The 21,120-nt window shown below is 72.8% G+C and carries 18 protein-coding genes; 7 read left to right on the top strand and 11 right to left on the bottom strand.

Translation table 11 applies throughout. The features are described 5' to 3' along the window. Window positions 1-47: 47 nt before the first annotated feature. Both ACYVOO_RS28080 and ACYVOO_RS28075 read right to left on the bottom strand, forming a co-directional pair. Window positions 48-1,685 carry an ABC-F family ATP-binding cassette domain-containing protein gene (locus ACYVOO_RS28080; protein WP_461018505.1) on the bottom strand — a complete coding sequence of 546 codons (1,638 nt, stop codon included), beginning with the start codon at window positions 1,683-1,685 and terminating at the stop codon, window positions 48-50. 87 nt (window positions 1,686-1,772) lie between these two features. Beyond that, window positions 1,773-2,447 (bottom strand): nitroreductase family protein, encoded by a 675-nt coding sequence (locus tag ACYVOO_RS28075; RefSeq protein WP_461018504.1) that lies wholly within the window; start codon window positions 2,445-2,447, stop codon window positions 1,773-1,775. A gap of 323 nt (window positions 2,448-2,770) precedes the next feature. On the opposite strand from ACYVOO_RS28075, the gene ACYVOO_RS28070 reads away from it, so the two are divergent. Next, the gene (locus ACYVOO_RS28070; protein WP_461018503.1) at window positions 2,771-4,396 is read left to right on the top strand and encodes an ABC-F family ATP-binding cassette domain-containing protein; all 1,626 of its coding nucleotides are present in this window, start codon (window positions 2,771-2,773) and stop codon (window positions 4,394-4,396) included. Window positions 4,397-4,504: 108 nt separating this feature from the next. Further along, the gene (locus ACYVOO_RS28065; RefSeq protein WP_461018502.1) at window positions 4,505-4,897 is read left to right on the top strand and encodes a VOC family protein; all 393 of its coding nucleotides are present in this window, start codon (window positions 4,505-4,507) and stop codon (window positions 4,895-4,897) included. Window positions 4,898-4,927: 30 nt separating this feature from the next. Here the strand turns inward: ACYVOO_RS28065 and ACYVOO_RS28060 are convergent, their stop codons facing one another. Together ACYVOO_RS28060 and ACYVOO_RS28055 are read right to left on the bottom strand one after the other, a co-directional pair. Continuing rightward, complete coding sequence (locus ACYVOO_RS28060) at window positions 4,928-5,698, bottom strand: helix-turn-helix transcriptional regulator (protein ID WP_461018501.1); 771 nt, start codon at window positions 5,696-5,698, stop codon at window positions 4,928-4,930. Between the two features lie 44 nt (window positions 5,699-5,742). Continuing rightward, the gene (locus ACYVOO_RS28055; RefSeq protein ID WP_461018500.1) at window positions 5,743-6,813 is read right to left on the bottom strand and encodes an oxidoreductase; all 1,071 of its coding nucleotides are present in this window, start codon (window positions 6,811-6,813) and stop codon (window positions 5,743-5,745) included. Between the two features lie 225 nt (window positions 6,814-7,038). On the opposite strand from ACYVOO_RS28055, the gene ACYVOO_RS28050 reads away from it, so the two are divergent. Then, window positions 7,039-7,965 (top strand): FAD-dependent oxidoreductase, encoded by a 927-nt coding sequence (locus ACYVOO_RS28050; RefSeq protein ID WP_461018499.1) that lies wholly within the window; start codon window positions 7,039-7,041, stop codon window positions 7,963-7,965. A gap of 90 nt (window positions 7,966-8,055) precedes the next feature. On the opposite strand, the gene ACYVOO_RS28045 is transcribed toward ACYVOO_RS28050, so the two are convergent. From ACYVOO_RS28045 to ACYVOO_RS28025, 5 genes are all read right to left on the bottom strand, one after another. Further along, a complete protein-coding gene (locus ACYVOO_RS28045; protein ID WP_461018498.1) occupies window positions 8,056-9,411 on the bottom strand; it encodes a M14 family metallopeptidase in 1,356 nt (451 codons plus the stop codon). A gap of 160 nt (window positions 9,412-9,571) precedes the next feature. Further along, on the bottom strand, window positions 9,572-10,681 hold the full coding sequence (locus ACYVOO_RS28040; protein ID WP_461018497.1) for a beta propeller repeat protein: 1,110 nt from the start codon (window positions 10,679-10,681) through the stop codon (window positions 9,572-9,574). A gap of 2 nt (window positions 10,682-10,683) precedes the next feature. Further along, window positions 10,684-11,778, bottom strand: a complete 1,095-nt coding sequence (locus ACYVOO_RS28035) for a hypothetical protein (RefSeq protein ID WP_461018496.1) — start codon at window positions 11,776-11,778, stop codon at window positions 10,684-10,686. A gap of 109 nt (window positions 11,779-11,887) precedes the next feature. Then, the gene (locus ACYVOO_RS28030) at window positions 11,888-13,144 is read right to left on the bottom strand and encodes an amidohydrolase family protein (RefSeq protein WP_461018495.1); all 1,257 of its coding nucleotides are present in this window, start codon (window positions 13,142-13,144) and stop codon (window positions 11,888-11,890) included. An 89-nt stretch (window positions 13,145-13,233) separates the two neighbouring features. Next, window positions 13,234-13,677 (bottom strand): Rrf2 family transcriptional regulator, encoded by a 444-nt coding sequence (locus ACYVOO_RS28025; protein ID WP_461018494.1) that lies wholly within the window; start codon window positions 13,675-13,677, stop codon window positions 13,234-13,236. Window positions 13,678-13,949: 272 nt separating this feature from the next. Between ACYVOO_RS28025 and ACYVOO_RS28020 the strand changes: the two genes are divergently transcribed. Continuing rightward, complete coding sequence (locus ACYVOO_RS28020) at window positions 13,950-15,422, top strand: M1 family metallopeptidase (RefSeq protein WP_461018493.1); 1,473 nt, start codon at window positions 13,950-13,952, stop codon at window positions 15,420-15,422. Window positions 15,423-15,566: 144 nt separating this feature from the next. Here the strand turns inward: ACYVOO_RS28020 and ACYVOO_RS28015 are convergent, their stop codons facing one another. Next, the gene (locus ACYVOO_RS28015; protein ID WP_461018774.1) at window positions 15,567-16,382 is read right to left on the bottom strand and encodes an oxygenase MpaB family protein; all 816 of its coding nucleotides are present in this window, start codon (window positions 16,380-16,382) and stop codon (window positions 15,567-15,569) included. 288 nt (window positions 16,383-16,670) lie between these two features. Here ACYVOO_RS28015 and ACYVOO_RS28010 point away from each other — a divergent pair, with 288 nt between their 5' ends. Both ACYVOO_RS28010 and ACYVOO_RS28005 read left to right on the top strand, forming a co-directional pair. Beyond that, window positions 16,671-17,660 carry an oxygenase MpaB family protein gene (locus ACYVOO_RS28010; RefSeq protein ID WP_461018492.1) on the top strand — a complete coding sequence of 330 codons (990 nt, stop codon included), beginning with the start codon at window positions 16,671-16,673 and terminating at the stop codon, window positions 17,658-17,660. Further along, window positions 17,657-19,156 (top strand): aldehyde dehydrogenase family protein, encoded by a 1,500-nt coding sequence (locus tag ACYVOO_RS28005; protein ID WP_461018491.1) that lies wholly within the window; start codon window positions 17,657-17,659, stop codon window positions 19,154-19,156. The genes ACYVOO_RS28010 and ACYVOO_RS28005 overlap by 4 nt, the downstream gene beginning before the upstream one ends. 56 nt (window positions 19,157-19,212) lie before the next feature. On the opposite strand, the gene ACYVOO_RS28000 is transcribed toward ACYVOO_RS28005, so the two are convergent. Further along, window positions 19,213-19,866: a TetR/AcrR family transcriptional regulator gene (locus ACYVOO_RS28000; RefSeq protein ID WP_461018490.1), complete on the bottom strand. Its 654-nt coding sequence runs from the start codon at window positions 19,864-19,866 to the stop codon at window positions 19,213-19,215. Window positions 19,867-19,965: 99 nt separating this feature from the next. Between ACYVOO_RS28000 and ACYVOO_RS27995 the strand changes: the two genes are divergently transcribed. Further along, window positions 19,966-21,111, top strand: coding sequence for an acyl-CoA dehydrogenase family protein (locus ACYVOO_RS27995; protein ID WP_461018489.1), 1,146 nt, complete (start codon window positions 19,966-19,968; stop codon window positions 21,109-21,111). Window positions 21,112-21,120 lie beyond the last annotated feature (9 nt).

The following is a 21,120-nucleotide window of genomic DNA, read 5'->3' as shown; positions in this document are numbered from 1 at the left end:
GGGGCCGCCCCTTCGCGGGGCGGTCCCGGCCCTTGCGGTTCCGGCTCTCAGAGTTCGGTCACCGTGCCGCCGTCGACGTCCAGGCGGCGCGTCACCTCGACGGCGGAGAGCATCCGGCGGTCGTGCGTGACCAGCAGCAGCGTGCCCTCGTACGAGGCGAGCGCCGACTCCAGTTGCTCGATCGCGGGCAGGTCGAGATGGTTCGTCGGCTCGTCCAGGACCAGCAGGTTCACCCCGCGGCCCTGGAGCTGCGCGAGCGCGGCGCGGGTGCGTTCGCCGGGTGAGAGGGTCACGGCGGGGCGCAGCACGTGGTCTGCCTTGAGGCCGAACTTGGCCAGCAGCGTCCGTACGTCGGCGGGTTCGAGCCCCGGCACGGCCGCGCGGAAGGCGTCGAGCAGCGCCTCCTCGCCGAAGAACAGCCGCCGTGCCTGGTCGATCTCGCCCACGACGACGCCCGAGCCGAGCGTCGCCGTGCCCTCGTCCGGGGTCAGCCGCTCCAGCAGGGTGGCCAGCAGCGTGGACTTGCCTGAGCCGTTGGCGCCGGTGATGGCGACGCGGTCGCGCCAGTCGATCTGGAGGTCCACGGGGCCGAGGACGAAGTCACCGCGCCGCACGCGCGCGCCGCGCAGGGTGGCCACGACAGCGCCCGAGCGGGGCGCAGAGGCGATCTCCATGCGCAGCTCCCACTCCTTGCGCGGCTCCTCCACCACGTCCAGGCGCTCGATCATGCGGTCCGTCTGACGGGCCTTGGACGCCTGCTTCTCGGTGGCCTCGATCCGCGCGTTGCGCAGCAGCTTGTCGCCGTCGGGTGCCTTGCGGCGCGCGTTGCGCACGCCCTTGTCCATCCAGCCGCGCTGGGTGCGCGCCCGTGCCTCCAGGGAGGCGCGGGTCTCCGCGTACTCCTCGTACTCCTCACGCGCGTGGCGGCGGGCCCGCTCGCGCTCCTCCAGATACGCCTCGTAGCCGCCGCCGAAGAGGCCGACCCGCTGCTGCGCGAGGTCGATCTCCAGGACGCCGGTGACCGTACGCGCCAGGAACTCGCGGTCGTGGCTCACCAGCACCGTGCCCGCGCGCAGCCCCGTGACGAAGGACTCCAGGCGGCGCAGCCCGTCCATGTCCAGGTCGTTCGTCGGCTCGTCCAGCAGGAAGACGTCGTAGCGGCTCAGCAGCAGCGAGGCGAGCGACGCGCGGGCCGCCTGGCCGCCGGAGAGGGCCGTCATGGGGCGGTCGAGGCCGGTGTCGAGTCCGAGCTGGGCCGTGACCTCCTCGGCGCGCTCGTCGAGGTCGGCCGCGCCGAGGGCGAGCCAGCGGTCCAGTGCGACGGCGTAGGCGTCGTCGGCTCCGGGGCTGCCGTCGGCGAGGGCCTGCGCGCCCGCGTCGAGGTCCGCCTGGGCCCGTGCGACGCCGGTGCGGCGCGCCAGGAAACCGCGGACGGTCTCCCCCTCCCGGCGCTCGGGCTCCTGCGGCAGGTGGCCCACCGTCGCGGTCGGCGGGGTGAGCTGCACGCTGCCCTCCTCCGGCTCGTCGAGGCCCGCGAGCAGGCGCAGCAGGGTGGACTTTCCAGCGCCGTTGGCACCGACGAGCCCGATCACGTCCCCCGGCGCGACGACGAGGCCGAGGCCGGTGAACAGGGAGCGCGGGCCGTGACCTGCGGCGAGGTCTTTGGCGAGAAGAGTGGCAGACACAGTGACCTGATCGTAGCCGCGGCCGAGCGGGGCGGTCGCGCGGATTTTCCGCCGCCGGGCGCCTGCCGGAGGCCCGGCGGGGACCCGTCACAGCCGCACCATCACCTCGTCCAGTGGCTTGCGGTGGATGTCGGGCACGCGCGCGCCGGGAGCCGGGTAGCCGACGGGCACGACGTAGGCAGCGCGCTCCTCGGCGGGGCGTTCGCAGATCTCGTTGAGGAAGCGCATGGGGCTGGGGGTGTGGGTGAGGGTGGCCAGGCCCGCCTGGTGGAGGGCCGCGACGAGAAGGCCGACGGCGATGCCGACCGACTCCTTCGTGTAGTACGGGCGCGGCGAGTTCGGGCCCTTGTGCACCTCGAAGACGACGATGACGGCGGGCGCGGTCTCCAGGAAGGGCTTGTGCGCGTCGGTGCCGAGGGGGGCCAGCGCCGTCAGCCACTCCTCGGAGGCACGGCGCCCGTAGAACTCCCGCTCCTCGGCCTCGGCCGCCTCGCGCAGCCGCCTCTTGCGGTCGGGGTCGGTGAGGACGACGAAGCGCCAGGGCTGCACGTTGGCGCCGCTGGGCGCCGTCGCGGCGGTGCGCACGGCCCACTCGACGACACCTTCGGGGAGGGGCGCGGGGTCGAAGTCGCGCACGGTGCGGCGCTGGGACATCACCTGGTGGAAGGCCCGGCAGCGCTCCTCGGCCTCGTCGGCGGGCACCTCGACGGGGCGGAGGGGGACGGTGGGGAACGGGCTGGGGGCTGCGGCGGCGGGAACCATGTCCCGCAGGACAGCACACCCCGGCGCGCGGAAAAAGACTTGCACGCGCCAACCCCGCGGCGTACCTTCCAGCACTGGCCCTGTTGCCGTCGATAGGAGAGGCCGTTGCTCGTCTGAGGTCCTGAGACACCGTGCGCCCCGTCGTGTGTGCCCACGAGTGTGACCTCGGATGCGAGCCGCGAGCCGTTTCCCCTCTCCGTCTCCCCGCTCCTCCACCCCGCCGTCCGCGGGGTCCGGTGTCTCCACGCGCTGCCCGTCATCCCTACGCGCCCGCGTGGCACGTGGCCACATGTCCACGTGCCACGCCTCTGGAGGCACCACCTATGTCAACCCACACCACCGCGTCCGTCGTCTGCACCGGCCTCTCCTTCGCCTGGCCCGACGGCACCACCGTGTTCGAAGCGCTCGACTGGACGGCCGGGCCGGGCCGCACCGGGCTGATCGGGCTCAACGGCACCGGCAAGTCCACCCTGCTCAAGCTCGTCGCCGGGGAGCTGTCACCCGCCGGGGGCACGGTGCGCGTCGAGGGCGAGATCGGCTATCTGCCGCAGAACCTCGCCCTGGACACCGCGCTGCGCGTCGACGAAGCGCTCGGCATCGCGCGTACGCGGGCCGCGCTGCACGCCATCGAGGCGGGCGACGCGGCCGAGGAGCACTTCGCGGCCGTCGGCGAGGACTGGGACGTGGAGGAGCGCGCCCTCGCCACGCTCGGTCAGCTCGGCCTCGGCCACATCGGCCTGGACCGCACCATCGGGGACGTCTCGGGCGGCGAGTGCGTCCTGCTGCGGCTGGCGGCGCTGCTGCTGCGGCGCCCCGACGTGCTGCTGCTGGACGAGCCGACGAACAACCTCGACCTGCGTGCCCGGCACCGGCTCTACGACGCCGTGGCCGGATGGCACGGGGTGCTGATCGTGGTCAGCCACGACAGGGAACTCCTGCGCCGCGTGGACCAGATCGCCGATCTGCGCGCCGACGGCATCCACGGGTACGGGGGCGGCTTCGACGCGTACGAGGAGGCCGTCGCCACCGAGCAGGAGGCCGCCGAGCGCATGGTGCGCGTCGCGGAGTCGGACATGAAGCGGCAGAAGCGCGAACTGGCCGAGGCGCGGAGCAAGCTGGCCAAGCGCGTGCGCTACGGCAACAAGATGCAGGCCAGCAAGCGCGAGCCCAAGATCGTCATGGGGCTGCGCAAGCGCGAGGCGCAGGTCTCGGCTGGCAAGCACCGCATCATGCACGAACAGAAGCTGGAGGAGGCGAGGGAGCGGCTCGACGAGGCCGTCGGACACGTCAGGGACGACGACGAGATCCGCGTCGATCTCCCCTTCACCGCCGTGCCGAAGGGACGGCAGGTGCTCACGCTGCGCGAGGCGGAGCTGCGCTGCGGCGCCCGTGCGCACCTGGATGTGCACGGGCCCGAGCGCATCGCGCTGACAGGCCCGAACGGCGCGGGCAAGTCCACACTCCTGCGCACCGTCGCGGGGCAGCTCGCGCCGGTGAGCGGCGAGGCGGTGGCCCATGTGCCGCTGCGCTATCTGCCGCAGCGGCTCGACGTGCTGGACGAGGACCTGTCGGTGGTACGGAACGTGGCACGGTTCGCGCCGCTGGCCACGCACAACAGGATCAGGGCGCAGTTGGCGCGCTTCCTCTTCAAGGGCGCGCGGGCCGACCAGCCCGTGGGCACCCTCTCGGGCGGCGAGCGCTTCCGGGCGACGCTGGCGGCGCTCATGCTGGCCGAGCCCGCGCCGCAGTTGCTGATGCTGGACGAGCCGACGAACAACCTGGACATGGCGAGCGTGCGGCAGCTCGGCGAGGCGCTGGCGGCGTACGAGGGCGCGCTGGTCGTGGCCAGCCACGATGTGCCGTTCCTGCGCGAGATCGGCATCACGCGCTGGCTCCGGCTCGACGGCGAACTGACCGCGCTGGATCCGGAGGAGCTGGAGGAGGTGTGACGCGCCGCACCCGTGACCGGCCGTAAACACCGACAGGGGGCTGTCGCCGTCGCCGAGGAACGTAGGACGGGCCGGGAGGGACCCGGCGCACATGAGGGATGGAGCGACATGCCTGGAATCAACGAGGTCGCCTGGTTCGAGGTCGGTACCGACGACCCGGCGGGCGCCGAGCGGTTCTACGGTGACGTGTTCGGGTGGACCGTCGCGCACGACGACACCAAGAGCACGGACGCCGCGTACCAGGTCGTCACCACGGGTGACGGGGACGGGCTGCGCGGCGGGCTGTTCGACACGGCGGGCAAGATGCCGGGCTACGCGGTCTTCAGCGTGCTCGTCGAGGACGTGGCGGCCACGTGCCGCCGGGTGGAGGCGGCCGGGGGATCGGTGCAGCGCGAGCCGAAGGTCAATCCGGTCGGGGTGACGTTCGCGCATGTGCTGGACCCGGCCGGCAACCACTTCTCCGTGTTCACCCCGCCCGCTCCGCCCGCCGCGCGCGACTGACGCGGGACCGGCCAGCCGCCCGCCCATGGGTCAGCCCAGGGTGAGCTGCCGGACCTCCCCGTACGGGATGTCGAGGTCCTCGCGCCGCAACTCCCTCGGCGCGGGCACCTCGGCGGTGACGGTGACGGAGACGATCCGGTCGGTGCGGAAGACGCGGACGGCGTCGCGCAGGCGGCACCAGCCCACGAGGTACCAGTGGTACGGGGAGCCGACGTAGCCGAGCGGCTCGACGTCCCGCGTCGTCGTGTCGCCCTCGCGGTCGCCGTAGGCGAGGCGCAGGACGCGCCCGGTGGACAGCGCGTCGGCCACGGCACGCGGCACCGGGCCGGGCGGGCCCGACGGGTGGGACGGTCCTGGCGAGTGGGACGGGCCCGAGCGGCGGGGCGGTCCTGGCGGGTCCGAGGGGTCCAGCGGGCCCAGCAGGTGGATGCGCCCGGCACGCTCGTGCGCGGCGTCGGCGTCGTCGCGCCCCATCGCCGCGACCAGCTTCCGCAGCGCCGAGCCCGCCGTCGCCCGGAACGGCGTCCCCTCCATCCGGCGCAGTGCCAGGGCCATCGCGACGGCCTCGTCGGGGGTGAGGTTCACTGGCGGCAGGGTGCGGGACCTGTCGAGGCAGTAGCCGCCCGTGCGCCCGGGTTCGGCCCAGATCGGCACGCCCGACTGCTGCAACGCGGCGATGTCGCGCTCGATCGTGCGCACGCTGACCTCGAAGTGGTCGGCCAGCCGGCGCGCGCTGCGCGGGCGCGGTGCCACGGCCCGCAGCTCTTCGACGAGCGCGTAGAGGCGATCGGTCCTGTTCACACCGCCAGCTTAAGATCCCGGCAGGGAGCCCGTCCGGGGCCGTCTCACGCCCCGGGGCGCGAGCGCGTCACCGGCACGACCAGCACATTGCTCGTCGTGCGCGCGACGACGAACGACTCGCCGCGTGCCGTGCGCGCGTCCAGCTCCAGGCTGTGGGTCCCGGCCTCCAGGGTGGTGTCCAGCAGCTCGCGGGTGCGGGTACGGGTGCGGTGGAGGCGGTCGAGCCGGTAGGCGGTCAGCCGGACCCGGCAGGGGACCGCCGTCCCGACGGTGACCGTCGTGCCGGACGCCTCCAGCGCGACGAGCTGCCGCCGACCGCGCGCCGCCCTGTCCAGTGCCTGTTCCGTCTGTGCGACGAGCACGGGGACGACGGGCGCCGGCCCCTCCAGGAAGACTGCGTCCGAGCCCGCAGCGGCGAAGGCGGCGCGTACGGCGCGCCGTTCCTCCGCTCCCACGGCGCGGTCGAACGCGACGGCCGCGTAGCCGCGCAGTTCCTCGGGCGAGGCGCCCGCAGCTTCACGGGAGATCTCGGCCCCGATGCCCGTCTGCCGCAGCGCCTTGGCGAGCCGCGTGAGCACGGGGGCCCGCGCACCGACCAGCAGGACGCGGCGCGGGGGTGCCTCGGCGCCGCCCTCGGCGAGCAGCCGCTCCAGCTCAGCGCGGTACTCCCGCGCACGGAAGCGGAACGGGCCGATGCCGGGGTAGCCGTCGCGCTCCAGGTCAACCTTGACGTCCGTCTGCCAGGCGAAGTCCCGCCAGACGACGGCCGCGTCCTCTCCCCCGTCCTCCCCGTCGCCCTCGCGCTCGATCACCGCCGTGACGGCGCCGCAGCCCAGGTCCTCGCACTCGGGGCAGCCGTAGAGGACATGGCGCCCGCCGTCCAGCGGCGCCTCGGACTCCAGCAGCAGGCTCCGGACGTGGGCCGTGAAGACGGTCGGGCCCAGGTCGGCGGCGAGCGGTGAGACGGCGTCCACGTCGTCGAGCCGCGACAGCAGCGGCCTGCCGTCCACGACGAAGTCGAGGAAGTCACGGTGTGCCTGGTAGGCGCCGCCGGGCAGGACTCCCCCGGTGCGCGTCGCCGGAGCCAGTGCGAAGCTCGCGTACTCGGCATGCATGGCCCGAGTATCGCCACGTCCCGGGGGCCGCGCCCCCGGCCGCGCCCATTCCGGAAAGAGGCGGCACCCGGGCCCGTACGGACGTGTTCCCTCCGCCCGTCGGGCCTTCCCCCGCCGTCGGCCGGAGGTTCCCCTTCCGGGCAGTGGACGCCGCACCTTCGGGCAGCGGGCACCGCCCTTTCGGGCAGCGGCGCCTTCCGGCAGGCAGCGGGTACCGTCGCGTCCATGGATGACGTGATCGTGCTGGGCGGCGGGGTCATCGGGCTGACGACGGCGGTGCTGCTGGCCGAGCGCGGCATGCCCGTGCGGGTGTGGGGCCGCGATCCGGAGCCGGAGACCACCTCGTCGGTGGCGGGCGGGCTGTGCTGGCCGTACCGCATCGAGCCGGAGCGGCAGGCGCTCGACTGGTCGGTGCGCGCGTTCCGCAACTTCGCCTGGCTGGCCGAACAGCCGGACCTGACGGGCGTACGGCTGGTGCCCGGCTTCATGCGGGACGACGGGGACGTGCCGCCGGAGTGGGCCGCGCTCGTGGGGCCCAGGACGCTGGCCCCGCTGATCGACATGCGCGCCTATCTCCCGTATCTGCGCGGACGGCTGGAGCGCGCGGGCGGCCGGTACGAGCGGCGCACGGCGACCTCGCTCGACGAGGCGGCCGGCGCCACGGCCGGTGGGGCGGGTGACGGGGCGGGCGTGGTGGTCAACTGCACGGGGCTCGGCGCCCGCGAGCTGGTGCCCGACCCGCTGATGCGCCCCGTGCGCGGCCAGATCGTCGTCGTGGAGAACCCGGGCGTCGAGGAGTGGTACGCGGACCCGGTGAGCGATCCCGTACACACCACCTACATCCTTCCCCAGCCCTTCGGCGCCGTCCTGGGCGGCACGGCCCAGGACGGCTCGGGCGAAACGGTGCCCGACCCCGCGACGGCCGAGGCGATCATCCGGCGCTGCGCCCGCGTCCGCCCGGCACTGGCGCACGCGCGGGTACTGGAGCACCGGGTGGGGCTGCGCCCGTACAGGCCGCGTGTGCGGCTGGAGGCGGAGCGTCTGCCGGGGGGCGCGCTGTGCGTGCACAACTACGGGCACGGCGGGGCCGGGGTCACGGTCTCCTGGGGGTGCGCCGTGGACGCCGCGCGGCTGGTGGCCGACGCCGTGTGACGTTGCCGTGTGAGACCGGGGTGCCCCCGGGTGACGCGTCAACCGGGGGCACCGGCACATGACATGCGACGTGCGGTGTGTGACGTACCGTCAGCGGCAGGTGGCGACCGGTTCGGCCGAGGTCAGCTCGTACGCGGCGCGCTCGTCCAACAGCAGCGGAACCAGGGCCCGTTGCGACTGCCGCAGGGGCACGAAGGCGCCACCGTCGCCGCCCTCGCCGCTCTCCCGCGCGCGCACGCCGTGCAGGGCGAGTTCGTCGCGCACGTCCTTCCACTGCGCGGCGCTCAGCCGGTAGCCGCAGGGCGGGTCCTGGATGATCTCGCCGGGCTCGGCGGGGTCGTTGTCCGCGCCGCCGAGGTAGACGGGTCCGCGATCGGCCCACCCCGTCAGCCGCGCGGCCGTGGTGGCGGCCTCGACGCGCGCCCTGCGCTCGCGCGCGAACGCGAACGCGCCGTCGAGGGCCGCGAGTTGGGAACCTACGCGCCGACGGTTGTTGAGCGCCGGGTCGGCCTTCTCCTCGTCCGTCAGCGGATCGACCCTCGTCTCGACGAGCTGGCCTATGGAGTGCTTGGCCCCGGCTGTGTTCCGGAAGATCCGCTCCTGTCCGTCACCGGCGACCTGCTTGACCGGCTCGCCCGTCTCCGGGTCGGTCCAGATGCCGTAGATGCCGCTGCTGTACCCGGCCTTCTCGGCGGAGGGGCGCACATACGACTCGGAGAGTGTCTCGGACTCCTTGTGCACCGCGTCCGAGGTGTTGAGGTTGCGCGGCCACAGGGAGAGCAGGTCCTTGACGTAGTACGGCACGGTGGCCCCGTACTCGTGCAGGTCGTACATGACGTCGGGGCGGTAGTCGCGGGAGACGGCCGCCAGGGCGCGGGCCTCGGCCGTCGCGAGGGTGATGTGGTCGCGGTTGATGTCCACACCGTCGGAGTTGCCCCGGGTGTCGGCGGCGCGGCCGTCGGGGTTGGCCGTGGGCACGACGAGGACGTGGGTGCGCTCCAGGAAGCGCCGGGTTCTGGCGTCCTTGGCGAAGGCGAGGTCGCGCACCGTGGACAGACACGCCTCGCGCCCGGAGGGCTCGTCGCCGTGCTGGGAGCACACCAGCAGCACGGAGTTGCCGCGTCGCACGGTGTCCTCGTCGGCGGGCCTGTCGGCGCCGATCCGGACGAGGCGCAGCGGGCGGCCCTGCGCGGTGCTGCCGATCTCGTCGACGACGACGCGGTCGCTGGCCGCGTCCACGGCGTCGAGGAAGCGGGTCTCGTCGGGCTGGCTGGTCCACTCCTTCCCGTTCGTGCGCTCGAACCCGGTGCGGGGCTGGGGTTCTTGTGCCGCGGCCTGGGCCGAGGGGCCTGCGCCGAGGAGGGGCACGAGGAGGGCGGCCGATGTGAGGGCGAGCGTTCTCCGCCTGGAGCGCCTGGGGCGCTTGAAACGCGCGGGTATCACCATGCACGGGACGCTAGCGTCGTGCGCGGTCGCGCAGAAGGGGGCGTTCGATCTTCCGCACGGGCGGCGTGAGTTGGCGGGGCAGGGCGGGGCGGGGCATGGCGGGGCGGGGCATGGCGGGGCGGGGCGGGGCCGGTCGACCGGCCCCGCCCTGTTCGCCGTCTCAGCCGAACCGCAGGATGCGTGGGGCGAAGGTGCCCTCGGGCCCGGCGGCGCGGCCCACCGACCACACCGTCGACGTGCCCGGTACCGGCGCCAGCCGCAGCAGCGAGGAGTCGCCCTCCCCGGCCACCGTCGGCTCGTCGTACTCACTGAACGACTGCCCGTTCCAGGCGAGGAAGTCGGGCCCTGGGACCCACGGCGGATAGCTGCCGGGCGGGCCCCACTTCTGCGAGCGGGTCACCGCGACCCAGCCCAGTTCGCCGGACGAGGTGGGCGTCAGCGAGGTGATCCCGCCGAAGTCGGTGGGCATGGTCACCTGGCTCCACTTCTCCCCGTCCCAGCGGACCAGCAGGGGCGGTATCGGCTTGCCCACCGGGCCGCCGACGAACCCGGCTGTGCCGCCCGCCCACACCTCCGTCGGCGAGACCGCCAGCACACTGCCGACGGCCGAGCGCGGGAACCCGTTCACGATCGTCTGCTGCCACTCCTGCCCGTTCCAGTGCGACACGGCCGCACCCGAGCCGGTCTCGCCCGCTGCCCAGACGTCGTCGGCCGCCTTGATGTCCAGCCCGTACACGGCTCCTGACGGCACCGGCAGGTCCTGCCAGTCGCGGCCGTCCCAGCGCAGCAGTACCTGCGCGTAGTCCCGCGAACCGATCAGCCAGGTCTCACCGGCGCCCGCGACGACCTTGTTCAGCACGAGACCGCGCGGCGCCCTGCGCTCGGACCATTTGCCGCCGTCGAAGCGGAGCAGTCGGGCGCCGCCCGCCGAGTCGCGGCCGACCGCCCAGGCGCTGGTCGGCGACGTCGCGGCGACGGACAGCAGTTCGCCCTGCCAGCCGACACCGGGCAGGCTCTGGCGCTGCCACGCGGTGCCATCCCAGCGCAGCATCAGCGGGTAGCCCGGCGCCGTGCGGCCGACGGCGTCGGCGCCCACCGCCCAGGCCCGGTCGGGGCCGACCGCCACCGCCTCGTTCAGCCCGGCCTGCGGGCGCACCTGTTCCGGGACCGGAACGTGTTGCCAGGAGAGGGTTTCCGCCGCGGCCGGGGTCATGACGGTGATGACCGCCATGGCGGCGGCGAGGGCCGCGAGGAGAAGTCTGCGTGCCATGGTCAGCCTCCCAGCCGCTCGCTCATCAGGACGGGTTTCGAGCCGTAGATCTCGACGGTGCCGAAGGACAGCAGTGCGGACCCGGTCCTCGCCAGCGCGAGGGGTTTGACGTCGATGGCGTCCTCGCGCTCCGGGCCGTAGGAGAAGGTGGTGCGGGAGCCCTGTATCCGCGCGTACTTCGACTGGAACGCGCGGTCGCTGCGCACCGGCACCCACAGCGCGCCGTCCGGGCCGCGCTCCAGGGACTCGGTGTAGGTGTCGCCCAGCGGCGGGTGGGTGGTGTGCCAGGTGTGCCCGTTCCAGGTCATCAGGTAGGCGCGGGGCACACCGTCGCTGTACTGGGTGCCGGTGATCGTGGCCCGTCCCGAGGGTTCGAGCAGGATCGTGTGCACGTTGCTGTTCGACGGCAGCGGCACCCGCGCGTCCCGCCACTCCGTGCCGTCCCAGCGCAGGACGGTGGTTCCGGTGCTGGTGTCCGCCCACGCCCAGGCGTCGTCGGCGGTTCGCGCGGTGACCCCGGCCACGTACGCCACTTCGTCCGGGACGGATTGGGTGCTCCAACCGGAACCGTCGTAGTGCAGCACCTTCAGCCCGTTGTCGTCCTGACCGACCACCCAGGCGCCGCCCGCTGTCGCGGCGAAGTCCTGGTAGATCCACAGGGCCTGCGGCAGCGTGAGAACACTCCACTCTCCTCCAGCGGAGCGGCGCAGGATCTCCCCTCCCTCCGCGCCGCTGTGGAAGACCCACACCTCGTCGCCGACGAACTGCACCTTGCCGAGCCACCCCGACCCGCTCGCGCCGGGGAAGGTGGTGTCCCGGCTCCAGGCCGTGCCGTCCCACCGGTACAGCATCGGCCGCACTCCGTCGGGGGCGTGCTCGTATCCCGTCGCCCACGCCTCGCGCGGGCCGCGCGCGGCGAGGTCGGACACGGTCACGGGCGAGAAGGCCGCCGGGGGTACGGGCAGCGCCGACCAGCCCGGCTTCCCGGCGGCGGCCGACGGCGGCACCGGCGCGGCGGACGACGTGGGCACGGCGGGTGAAACCGCGGCAGCACACGCGATCACCAAGCAGACGACGAGCGCACGGAGAACGTTCACGAGACCCCCCAGAACGTGATGCCCCATCAGATTATGGGCATTCACCACTCGTGAACAGATGTCACACAACGCGGACTGAGAGGGCGGGCGTCTCAGGGGGCCGGGGGCCTCAGGGGGTCGGGCTCAACCGCTCGTCGACGACCGGTCGGCCGTTCAGGATCACCATGCCGAGGTCGCGAAGGTTGCCGATGTCCGCGGTGGGATCGGCGTTCAGCACGAGCAGGTCGGCGCGCTTGCCGGGGGCCACCGTGCCGAGGTCGGCGCGTACACACTGCCGCGACGCGCCACTGGTGCCCGCGGCCAGCACCTGGGTGGGTGTCATCCCGGCCGCCACCATGAGTTCGGCCTCTTCCAGGGTGTTGGCCCCGAACAGGCCCCGGCCGCTGAAGGTGTCGCTGCCCAGCGCGATGTGCACGCCTGCCTCAGCGACCTTGCGCAGATTGCCACGGGCGTCAGGGTGGGCGTCGTCGATCCAGAGCGTGGGCGTGTAGGTGATGTCGTGTTCGAGCATCAGGTCGATGAGCGAGTGGTCGCTGAGTGGCTCGACGGTGACACCGTGCTCCAGGCCGTCAGCCCCGGCCTCGATCGCCTCGCGTGCCGCGGCCTGCTGGGTGGTGTGGACGGTGACCCGAAGGCCCCGCTCGTGCCCGGTCTCGATACCCGCCCGAAGGAGATCGAGGGGAAGCCGTTCCAACGCGACACCATCCGGAAAGGCGGGGTTCCGCCAGAGGTACTTCGGCCCGCCGGAGTGTGCGCACGCGCCTTCCGACAGGAGTTTGATCGCGTCCACCCCGCGGTCGGCGAGATGGTGCACCAGGTCGCGGATCTGCCGCACGCTCTCGACCTCTCCCGTGAAGCGCTCGCGCGCCCAGGGGTTGCCGCTGAAGACGGTGGCGGCGGGGTGTCCGTCGCGTCCGGTGATACCGCAACCGGTCGCCAGCAGGCGCGGGCCCCGCAGCGTGCCCGCGGCGATTCCGGCCCGCGTGTCCAGGATTCCGTCCGTCGGATCGCCCACCGACTTGATGGTGGTGATCCCGTGGTCGAGGAACAGCCCGAGCCTTCCGGGAAGCTCGTTCTCCTCGAAATCCCGCATCGCATCCGGACCGGAGACCGCTCGCACGTCGTAGAAGTGGACATGGGTGTCGATCAGGCCCGGCATGACCCATCCTCCGGCCGCGTCCACCTCCTGTCCGCCCCTGAGCGGCTCGGCCGAGACGGCAGCGACCTCCGAACCGTCGACGGCGATGTCGTACAGACCGTCGAGCGCCTGACGGCCGTCGAAGACATGTGCGCGACGGATCACGAGGTCGTAGGTCGCAGGGCCGCGGGCTACGGTGCTCGCGAGTGCTTCGGGTTCCTGGGGCACCGCTCTCACTCCTGGTACGTTCCAAACTGCAACTGAGCCAGTTACAGTTAAGTCGTGCGTCATGACACAAGGTGTGCATGTGCGCTTGATCAGTGGTCCCGCTGTCCGGCGCCGGAGGCGAGTATCCGCCCCAGCAGGCCGGCGATCGTCGTCCCGCCGAGCCGCTCCTCCAGGGCTCGTTCCGCGCTCTGGAACTCGGCGTCGAGCACGTCGCCGATGGTGCGCCCGACCTCGCACGCCCCGCTGGGCGGATGGGTGTGCCGCGAGAAGATCTGTGCCCCCTCGACGGCGGCGTACGCGTCGTAGAGCGTGATGTCCCGCGGGGCGCGGGCAAGGGACCAGCCACCTCCCCGACCCTCGGCCGACCACACCAGGTCAGCGTCTCGCAAGCGGCCGAGGATGCGCCGCACCAGGACCGGGTTGCTTTCGAGACTGTCCGCGATCTCCGCGGAGGTCAACGAGCCCCCGCGCCGGTGCGCCAGCATCGCGAGCGCGTGAATCGCGACCGCGCTCCTGCTGCTGAGCCCCGCCATTTCCCGCTCCCGCCGTCGCCACCAGTTAACTGCAACAATGCTAGTTGCAGTTAAATCGATGGTCAACCGAACCGTCCCGAACCCGGTGGTGGCCGGTGTCCGTGACCCTTGTCCGTGACCCGTCTCCGTGGCCTGTATACGGCCCATGGCGATCACATGAAGCGAGGCACTGTGGACGTACCGCAGGGCGCGGGAGTACATACCCTTCAGGCCGGATGACACCTGTCACGGCCTCGCGATCCCGCGAGAGCGCAATGGAGTTGGAGGACCCCGTGCGTCACAGACTCATCGTCCCGGCAGCGGTGCTGGCCGCCCTCACGCTGGCGATCCCGGCATCGGCCGCCGAGCCCGCGCCGGGAGCGCCGGGTGTGGGCGACCCCTACTACCCGGACTACGGGAACGGCGGCTACGACGTCTCCCACTACGACCTGCGGCTGAAGTACCAGCCGAAGACCGACGAACTGGGCGGCACGGCCACCCTCCTGGCCACCGCCACCCAGGACCTGTCCCGCTTCAACCTCGACTTCGCCCTCGACGTCAGCGAGATACGCGTCAACGGCAAGAAGGCGTCCTTCGCCACCTCGGGCGCGCACGAGCTGGAGGTGACGCCCGCGACGCCGCTGGCCAAGGGGCAGCGCGCCACCGTCGTCGTGCGCTACTCCGGCGTCCCCTCGGACGTCGAGGTGGACGGCTTCACCTCCTGGCACCGCACCCCGGACGGCGGCGTCGCGGCGAACGAGCCCGAGGCCGCCTGGTGGTGGTTCCCCAGCAACGACCACCCGACGGACAAGGCGACGTACGACGTCAGCGTGGCGGTGCCCGACGGCACCACGGCCCTCAGCAACGGCACCCTCCAGTCGCAGCGCTCCAGCGCGGGCTGGACGCGGTTCGCGTGGCGCTCCGACAAGCCGCAGGCCACATATCTGGCCACGCTCGCCGTCGGCAAGTTCGACGTCGTCAAGGACACCACCTCCAGCGGCCTCCCCGTCATCAACGCCTACAGCAAGGACCTCGGCGCCGACGAGGGCGCGGCCCGCGCCAGCATCGAGCGCAGCGCGGAGGTGACCGAGTGGCTGGAGGGCTACTTCGGCCCGTACCCCTTCAACTCCGTCGGCGGCTACGCGCCGAACGTCGACGCGGGCTACGCGCTGGAGACGCAGACCCGCCCCTTCTACGGCAAGCGCGGCTGGGCGAACGGCTCCAACGTGTCGGTCGTCGTGCACGAGCTGGCGCACCAGTGGTACGGGGACAGCGTCTCGGTGCGCCAGTGGAAGGACATCTGGATCAACGAGGGCTTCGCGCGCTACAGCCAGTGGCTCTGGTCCGAGGACCAGGGCGAGGGCACGGCGCAGGAGCTGTCCGACTACGCGTACGCCTCGCACCCGGCCGACGACCCGTTCTGGACGGTGAAGCCGGGCGACCCGGGCCCCGAGAACCAGTTCCACGCCGCCGTCTACGACCGTGGCGCGATGGCGCTCCAGGCGCTGCGCAACGAGATCGGTGACGAGGACTTCTTCGCGATCCTCAAGGGCTGGCCGCAGCAGCACGCGGACGGGAACGCGAAGGTCCGCGACTTCGTCACCTACGCGGAGAAGGTCTCGGGCGAGCCGCTGTCCGGGCTCTTCGACACCTGGCTCTACGAGCCCTCGAAGCCCGGAGCACCCGCGCTGAGCGCCTCGGACACCCCCGAGCGCCCGAAGTCCTGGAAGAAGATCCAGGAGACGAACCACGTGCACGAGCACTGATCACGCCCACTGATCACGCGCACACCCGCTGACGGGGCGCACGCCCGCTGAGGCACGGGCCGGAGGGAGAAAGCTCCCTCCGGCCCCGGTTCCTCCGGGCCCGCCGTCCCCGTCGGACCCGGCGTCACCGACAGGCCCGCGCCGTCAGGCCCCGGCACGGTGCGCCGCCCGCGCCCGGTACGCCATCGGCACGTACCGCAGCCGCTCCGGCAGCAGCGGAAGCACCACGGCCAGTACCCGCCCGAACCGCTTCAGGGCGCGCTCCTGGCTGGCCGTCCAGGGGAGGCCGATCGCCTCGCGCGCGTCCGGGGGCATCAGGCCGATGGTCACGAAGCGGCGGAAGCGCGCGAAGGGCGGCAGCAGCAGCGGCCACAGCAGCCCGAGCACCAGCCGTAGCGGGCGCGGTCCCCGGTCGGGCGGCGGAAGGTGGCGCGAGGTGGTGACCAGCTCGCGCACGACGGGCGTCGCCTCCAGCTCCTCGTCGAGCATCCGCCGGTAGTAGGGCCAGAACTCCTCGACCGTCTGCGGCATGTCGCGGTCGTGGAGCCCGAGGATCCGCCCGACCTGGAGCCACTCCGCGTAGAGCTGCCGCTCCTCGGCCCCGGTGTAGGGGCGGCGGCCGAGGTAGCGCTGGGCGTGCCGGTAGACGGGGAAGCCGGTGGCGTGGACCCAGGCGTAGTAGGGCGGGCTCAGGGCGTGGTACTTGCGGCCGTGCGCGTCCGTGCCCTGGATGGTCTTGTGGAGCTGCTGCAGCCGCCTGCCCTCCGCCGCCGCCTGTTCTCCTCCGTAGACCCACGTCAGCAGGGAGGTCAGCGAGCGCTCGCCGCGGCCCCAGGGGTCGGTGCGGAAGACGGAGTGGTCGTCGACGCCCGCGCTCACGGCCGGGTGGGCGACCTGCATGGTCAGCGCGGCGGGCAGCATCAGCAGGGCGCGTGCCTCTCCGGCCACCTCCCAGAGCAGGCCGTCAGGGGGTGGCGGTGGCGGGTCCGCGCGACGGCCGGCGCTGCTGGGGCTGCCGGGGCTGTCCTCGCCGCCGCCCTCACCCTCGCCGCCACCTTCGCCCGCTTCGCGGAGGCTGTCGTTCCGTGCACTCACGTTCTTCATGATGCCTCCAGCGGCGTTCGGGTGCACCGACGTCGGCGGGTCATTTGAATCTCCGTCAGCAGTGTTGACGGGGACGATGAAACAAGTCAATAGTCTTTGTAACTTTGACTCATCCGGGCACCGTCAGCACAGAGGAGCCGCCCCATGGGCCGCTACAGCCGTCTGCGCGCGATCCAGCGCATGGACCCCGCGCGCGACTACGAGGAGATCTTCCGGCTGCTGACCCGCTACGAGTTCCCCTGGGACTACCAGCAGGGGGTCAGCGTCGCCTTCCTCCGCGACTTCGGCGTCCCCCGGATCTCCCGGCTGCTGGACCGCACCCAGGAGTTCGAGAAGGCGGGCCAGAAGCGCTACGACGACACCGTGCTGTTCGCGTACGAGATGGCCGTCGACGGTTTCGGCTCCGCACGAGGACAGGCCGCGGCCCGCCACCTCAACCGCATCCACGGCAAGTACCGCATACCGCAGCAGGACTTCCGCTACGTCCTCGCCACGACGGTCGTCGGGCCCAAGCGCTGGCTGGAGCGGTTCGGCTGGCGGCCACTGTGCGCGAACGAGCTGGCCGCGCTCGCCCTCGTCGGGCACCGGATGGCCGAGGCGATGGGCATCGAGGGCGCGCCGCGGACCATGGAGGGCTTCGAGGAGCTGCTGGACTCGTACGAGGCGGAGATGTTCGCCTACGACCCGGCCAACCACCGGGTCGCCAACGCCACGTTCCGCGTGATGGCGGGCTGGTACCCCGCACCGTTGCGCACGCTCGTCGGCCGCGCCACGCTGGCACTGCTGGACGAACCCCTGCTGCGCGCGCTCGGTTTCCCGGTACAGCCCGCGTGGCTGCGCTCGCTGGCCGCTTCGGCGGTACGGGCGCGGTCCGCGCTCCTGCGGCTGGGGCCCGCGCGACCGCGGTGGCGGCCTGCCCGGTTCGCCCCGCGCTCGTACCCGTTCGGCTACACGCTCGACGATCTCGGCCCCGCCTGGGCCCAGAGCCGCCCCCTCGAACCGCTGCCCGGCACCGGCACCGGCACCAGCACCAGGACCAGGACCAGCGCCGGTAACGGCACCGGCCCCCACCGGGCCCGCCCGCCCGCTCCCCGGCCCACCAGCTCTCCCACACACCGTGAGGACCCCCCATGAAGAGCGCAGAGAGTTTCACCTCCCTCTCCCCCGCCACAGGCGAGCGCGTCGCCGATCACCCGGTGCACGGCCCCGAGGAGGTGCGCGCGGCCGTCGACCGCGCACGCTCGGCCGCCCGGGACTGGGCCGGAGCCGGGTGGAAGGGGCGCCGCGCGGCGCTGCTCACCTTCAAGCGCGCCCTCGCCTCCCGCGCGCACGAACTGGCCGACACCGTCGCAGCGGAGACCGGGAAGCCCATGCACGACGCGCGGGCCGAGGTGCTGCTCGCCGTGGTCCACCTGGACTGGGCCGCGCGCAACGCACGGCGCGTCCTCGGCCGCCGTCGCGTCGCCTCCGGCGCCCTGTCCGTCCACCAGCGCTCCCTCCTCGCCTACCGTCCGCTCGGCGTCATCGGTGTGATCGGCCCCTGGAACTACCCCGTCTACACCCCCATGGGCTCCATCGGACACGCGCTCGCCGCCGGTAACGGCGTGGTCTTCAAGCCCTCCGAACTCACCCCGGGCACGGGCGTGCTGCTGGCCCGGATGTGGGAGGAGACGGTGCCGGAGCACGCGGGGCTCCTGCGCACCGTCACCGGCATGGGAAAGACGGGGGAGGCGCTGGCCGCCTCCGGTGTGGACAAGGTCGCCTTCACGGGCTCTGCGGCCACGGCCCGCAAGGTCGCCGCCGTGTGCGCGCGGACACTGACGCCGCTGCTGGCCGAGGGCGGCGGCAAGGACGCGGTGCTCGTCGGCGCCGACGCCGATCTGGACGAGGCGGCCGACGCGATCGTGTGGGGCGCGATGTCCAACGCGGGCCAGACCTGCGCCGGGGTGGAGCGGGTCTACGCCGTCGAGCGGGTGCACAAGGAGCTGTGCGAGCGGATCGTCAACCGGGCCCGCGAGCTGCGCACGGGCGGCCCCGGCGCGGCGCGTGACGGCGAGCCCGACGACTACGGCCCGCTGACGCTGCCCTCCCAGACCGGCACAGTCGAGTACCACCTCAAGGAGGCGCTGGGCGCCGGGGCGCGGGCGCCGCTGGGCGGGCCCGAGTCGGTCAGGCCGCCCTTCGTCCACCCCCTCGTCCTCGTCGACGTGCCCGAGGACTCGCCCGCGATGCGCGAGGAGACGTTCGGGCCCGTCGTCGCCGTCAACTCCGTGCGGGACCTGGACGAGGCCGTCGAGCGCGCCAACGACTCGCCGTACGCGCTGGGCGCCGCCGTCTTCACAGGGTCACGGCGTGAGGGTCTCGCGGTGGCCGAGCGGCTGCGCGCTGGCGCGGTCTCGGTGGGCACGGTGCTGGGCTTCGCCGCGGTGCCCTCGCTGCCGTTCGGCGGCTCGGGCGAGTCGGGGTACGGGCGCGTGCACGGCGACGAGGGACTGCGCTCCTTCGCGACGCCGCGTTCGGTGACGGTGCGGCGGATGCGCCCTTACGTCGATCTGACGTCGTACGCGACCCCGGGGGAGAAGGCCGCGCGTGCCGTGGAGCTGGCGCGCAGGCTGCACGCGCGGCGCTGACCGTCGCCCTCGGCGGGCGGCGCCGCGCTCACCGGTCGGCGCTCACCGGTCGGCGCTCACCGGTCCAGCAGAGGGATCAGGTAGCGGCGCACGAAGTCGCGGGCCTGGTCGTCGTCGTCGAGCTGGAAACAGCTCTCAGGGTTCAGCAGGAAGGAGACCGTGATCCGCACCATCAGCTCGGCGACCGGCGTGGGATCGCCCTCGGGCCTGCCCTCGCAGCGCTGCACGCGCCGGAGCCGGGTGGCCAGATACTCGCGCATCGCGACGAGCGCGGGCCCCGAGTCCACCGTCAGATACGGCAGGATCAGCTCCGGCTCCAGCTTCAGCAGGCCGCCGACCAGGGGGTGGTCGCGGATGTGCCGCAGCAGGACGACGAAGCCCTCCTCCATGCGCTGCTCCACCGTGGGCAGTTCGGCCGCGACGGCGTCCACCTCGGCGACGAACCTGCGGTACTCCCTCAGCAGGCACTCCTGCACCAACTGGTCCTTGTTGCCGATGCGCCGGTACACGGTCACCCGGGAGACGCGCGCCCGCTTGGCGACGTCGTCGACGGTCGAGCGGCGCAGGCCGAAGGTCATGAACTGCTCGCGTGCCGCGTCGAGGATCTTCTCGCGCAGCGCGTCCTCCTCCGGTGCCGTCGCCAGCACGCGGGCGAGCAGCGAGCCCTCACCCTCCCCGGCTCCCCCGGCTTCCCTGTCCTGTACGGCCATCGGCCCCTCCCCGTGCTTTCACCCAACTGAACCACACGCACTCTGCTACATAGACACTATCTCCATCTCATTGTTTCAAGCCGCTGCACAGGAGGCACCGTGCCGTTCACCCCGACGCCCGAACAGCAGGAATTCGCCACGGCCGTGCGGGAGTTCGCGCGCCGCGAGTGCGGCACGCGTGAGCGCCGCCAGGACCTCACATCCGGCGGCGCGGGCCCGCACAGTCCCGAGCTGTACGCCAAGCTCGCCGCGCTGGGCTGGCTCGGCGTCTGCCTCCCCGAGGAGTACGGGGGCGGAGGCGGCGGCATGACGGAGGCGTGCCTCTTCCTGGAGGAGTGCAGCCTCGGCCAGATCCCCGCTGGCGGCTTCGTCACCTCCGTCATCACGGCCAAGGCGTACGAGCGCTTCGGCAGCGAGGCGCAGCGCAAGACCGCGGTCGGCGGCGCCGTCTCGGGGCAGGTGCTCTCGATCGCCATGTCGGAGCCGGAGGCGGGCTCGGACGTGGCCGCGCTGCGCTGCGCCGCCGTGCGCGGCGAGGACGGCGGCTGGACGGTCGACGGGCACAAGACGTGGATCTCCAACGCCCATCTGGCCAGCCACATCCTGCTCGTCGCGCGCACCAGCTCCACGGGCTCCAAGCACGAGGGCCTGACGATGTTCCATCTGCCCGCCGACACCCCGGGCGTGGAGATCCGGGGCATCGAGACCATGGGAGGGCGCGAGGTCAACGACGTCTACCTCACCGATGTGAAGCTGCCCGCCGACGCCGTGGTCGGGGAGGTCGGGGAGGGCTGGAGCCAGCTCATGGCCGGGCTGAACGCGGAACGGCTCTTCCTCGCGGCGAACATGCTCGGGCTGACCCGGCGCATCTTCGAGGACACCGTCGCCTACGTCCGCACCCGCGAGCAGTTCGGCCGACCGGTCGGTTCGTTCCAGGCGCTGCGGCACCGGCTCGCCGACCTCGCCACGGAGCTGGAGTGCGCGCGGCTGCTGGTGTTCGACACCGCGGCGGCCTGCGACGCCGAGCCCGAGCGGCTCTTCCCCCGCGAGGCGTCCATGGCCAAGCTCAAGACGACCGAGCTGGCCAAGCAGGCGGCCCTGGAGGGCATGCAGATGATGGGCGGCTACGGATACGCGACGGAATACGACATGGAGCGGTATCTGCGTACCGCGGTGGTCTCCACCGTGTACGGGGGCACGAGCGAGATACAGCGGGACATCATCGGCAAGACGTACGGGCTGTGACGCCCCGGG

Source organism: Streptomyces daliensis (assembly GCF_054782395.1).
This window is presented reverse-complemented; position numbering and strand designations above follow the sequence as displayed.

What these genes read in the sequence shown, in the direction of transcription:
- ACYVOO_RS28010 (WP_461018492.1), top strand. Translation starts at nt 16,671, where the DNA reads ATGGGCCGCTACAGCCGTCTGCGCGCGATCCAGCGCATGGACCCCGCG.
- ACYVOO_RS28055 (WP_461018500.1), bottom strand. Translation starts at nt 6,813, where the DNA reads ATGCATGCCGAGTACGCGAGCTTCGCACTGGCTCCGGCGACGCGCACC.
- ACYVOO_RS28045 (WP_461018498.1), bottom strand. Translation starts at nt 9,411, where the DNA reads ATGGTGATACCCGCGCGTTTCAAGCGCCCCAGGCGCTCCAGGCGGAGA.
- ACYVOO_RS28050 (WP_461018499.1), top strand. Translation starts at nt 7,039, where the DNA reads ATGGATGACGTGATCGTGCTGGGCGGCGGGGTCATCGGGCTGACGACG.
- ACYVOO_RS28005 (WP_461018491.1), top strand. Translation starts at nt 17,657, where the DNA reads ATGAAGAGCGCAGAGAGTTTCACCTCCCTCTCCCCCGCCACAGGCGAG.
- ACYVOO_RS28070 (WP_461018503.1), top strand. Translation starts at nt 2,771, where the DNA reads ATGTCAACCCACACCACCGCGTCCGTCGTCTGCACCGGCCTCTCCTTC.
- ACYVOO_RS28065 (WP_461018502.1), top strand. Translation starts at nt 4,505, where the DNA reads ATGCCTGGAATCAACGAGGTCGCCTGGTTCGAGGTCGGTACCGACGAC.
- ACYVOO_RS28075 (WP_461018504.1), bottom strand. Translation starts at nt 2,447, where the DNA reads ATGGTTCCCGCCGCCGCAGCCCCCAGCCCGTTCCCCACCGTCCCCCTC.
- ACYVOO_RS28025 (WP_461018494.1), bottom strand. Translation starts at nt 13,677, where the DNA reads ATGGCGGGGCTCAGCAGCAGGAGCGCGGTCGCGATTCACGCGCTCGCG.
- ACYVOO_RS28000 (WP_461018490.1), bottom strand. Translation starts at nt 19,866, where the DNA reads ATGGCCGTACAGGACAGGGAAGCCGGGGGAGCCGGGGAGGGTGAGGGC.
- ACYVOO_RS28040 (WP_461018497.1), bottom strand. Translation starts at nt 10,681, where the DNA reads ATGGCACGCAGACTTCTCCTCGCGGCCCTCGCCGCCGCCATGGCGGTC.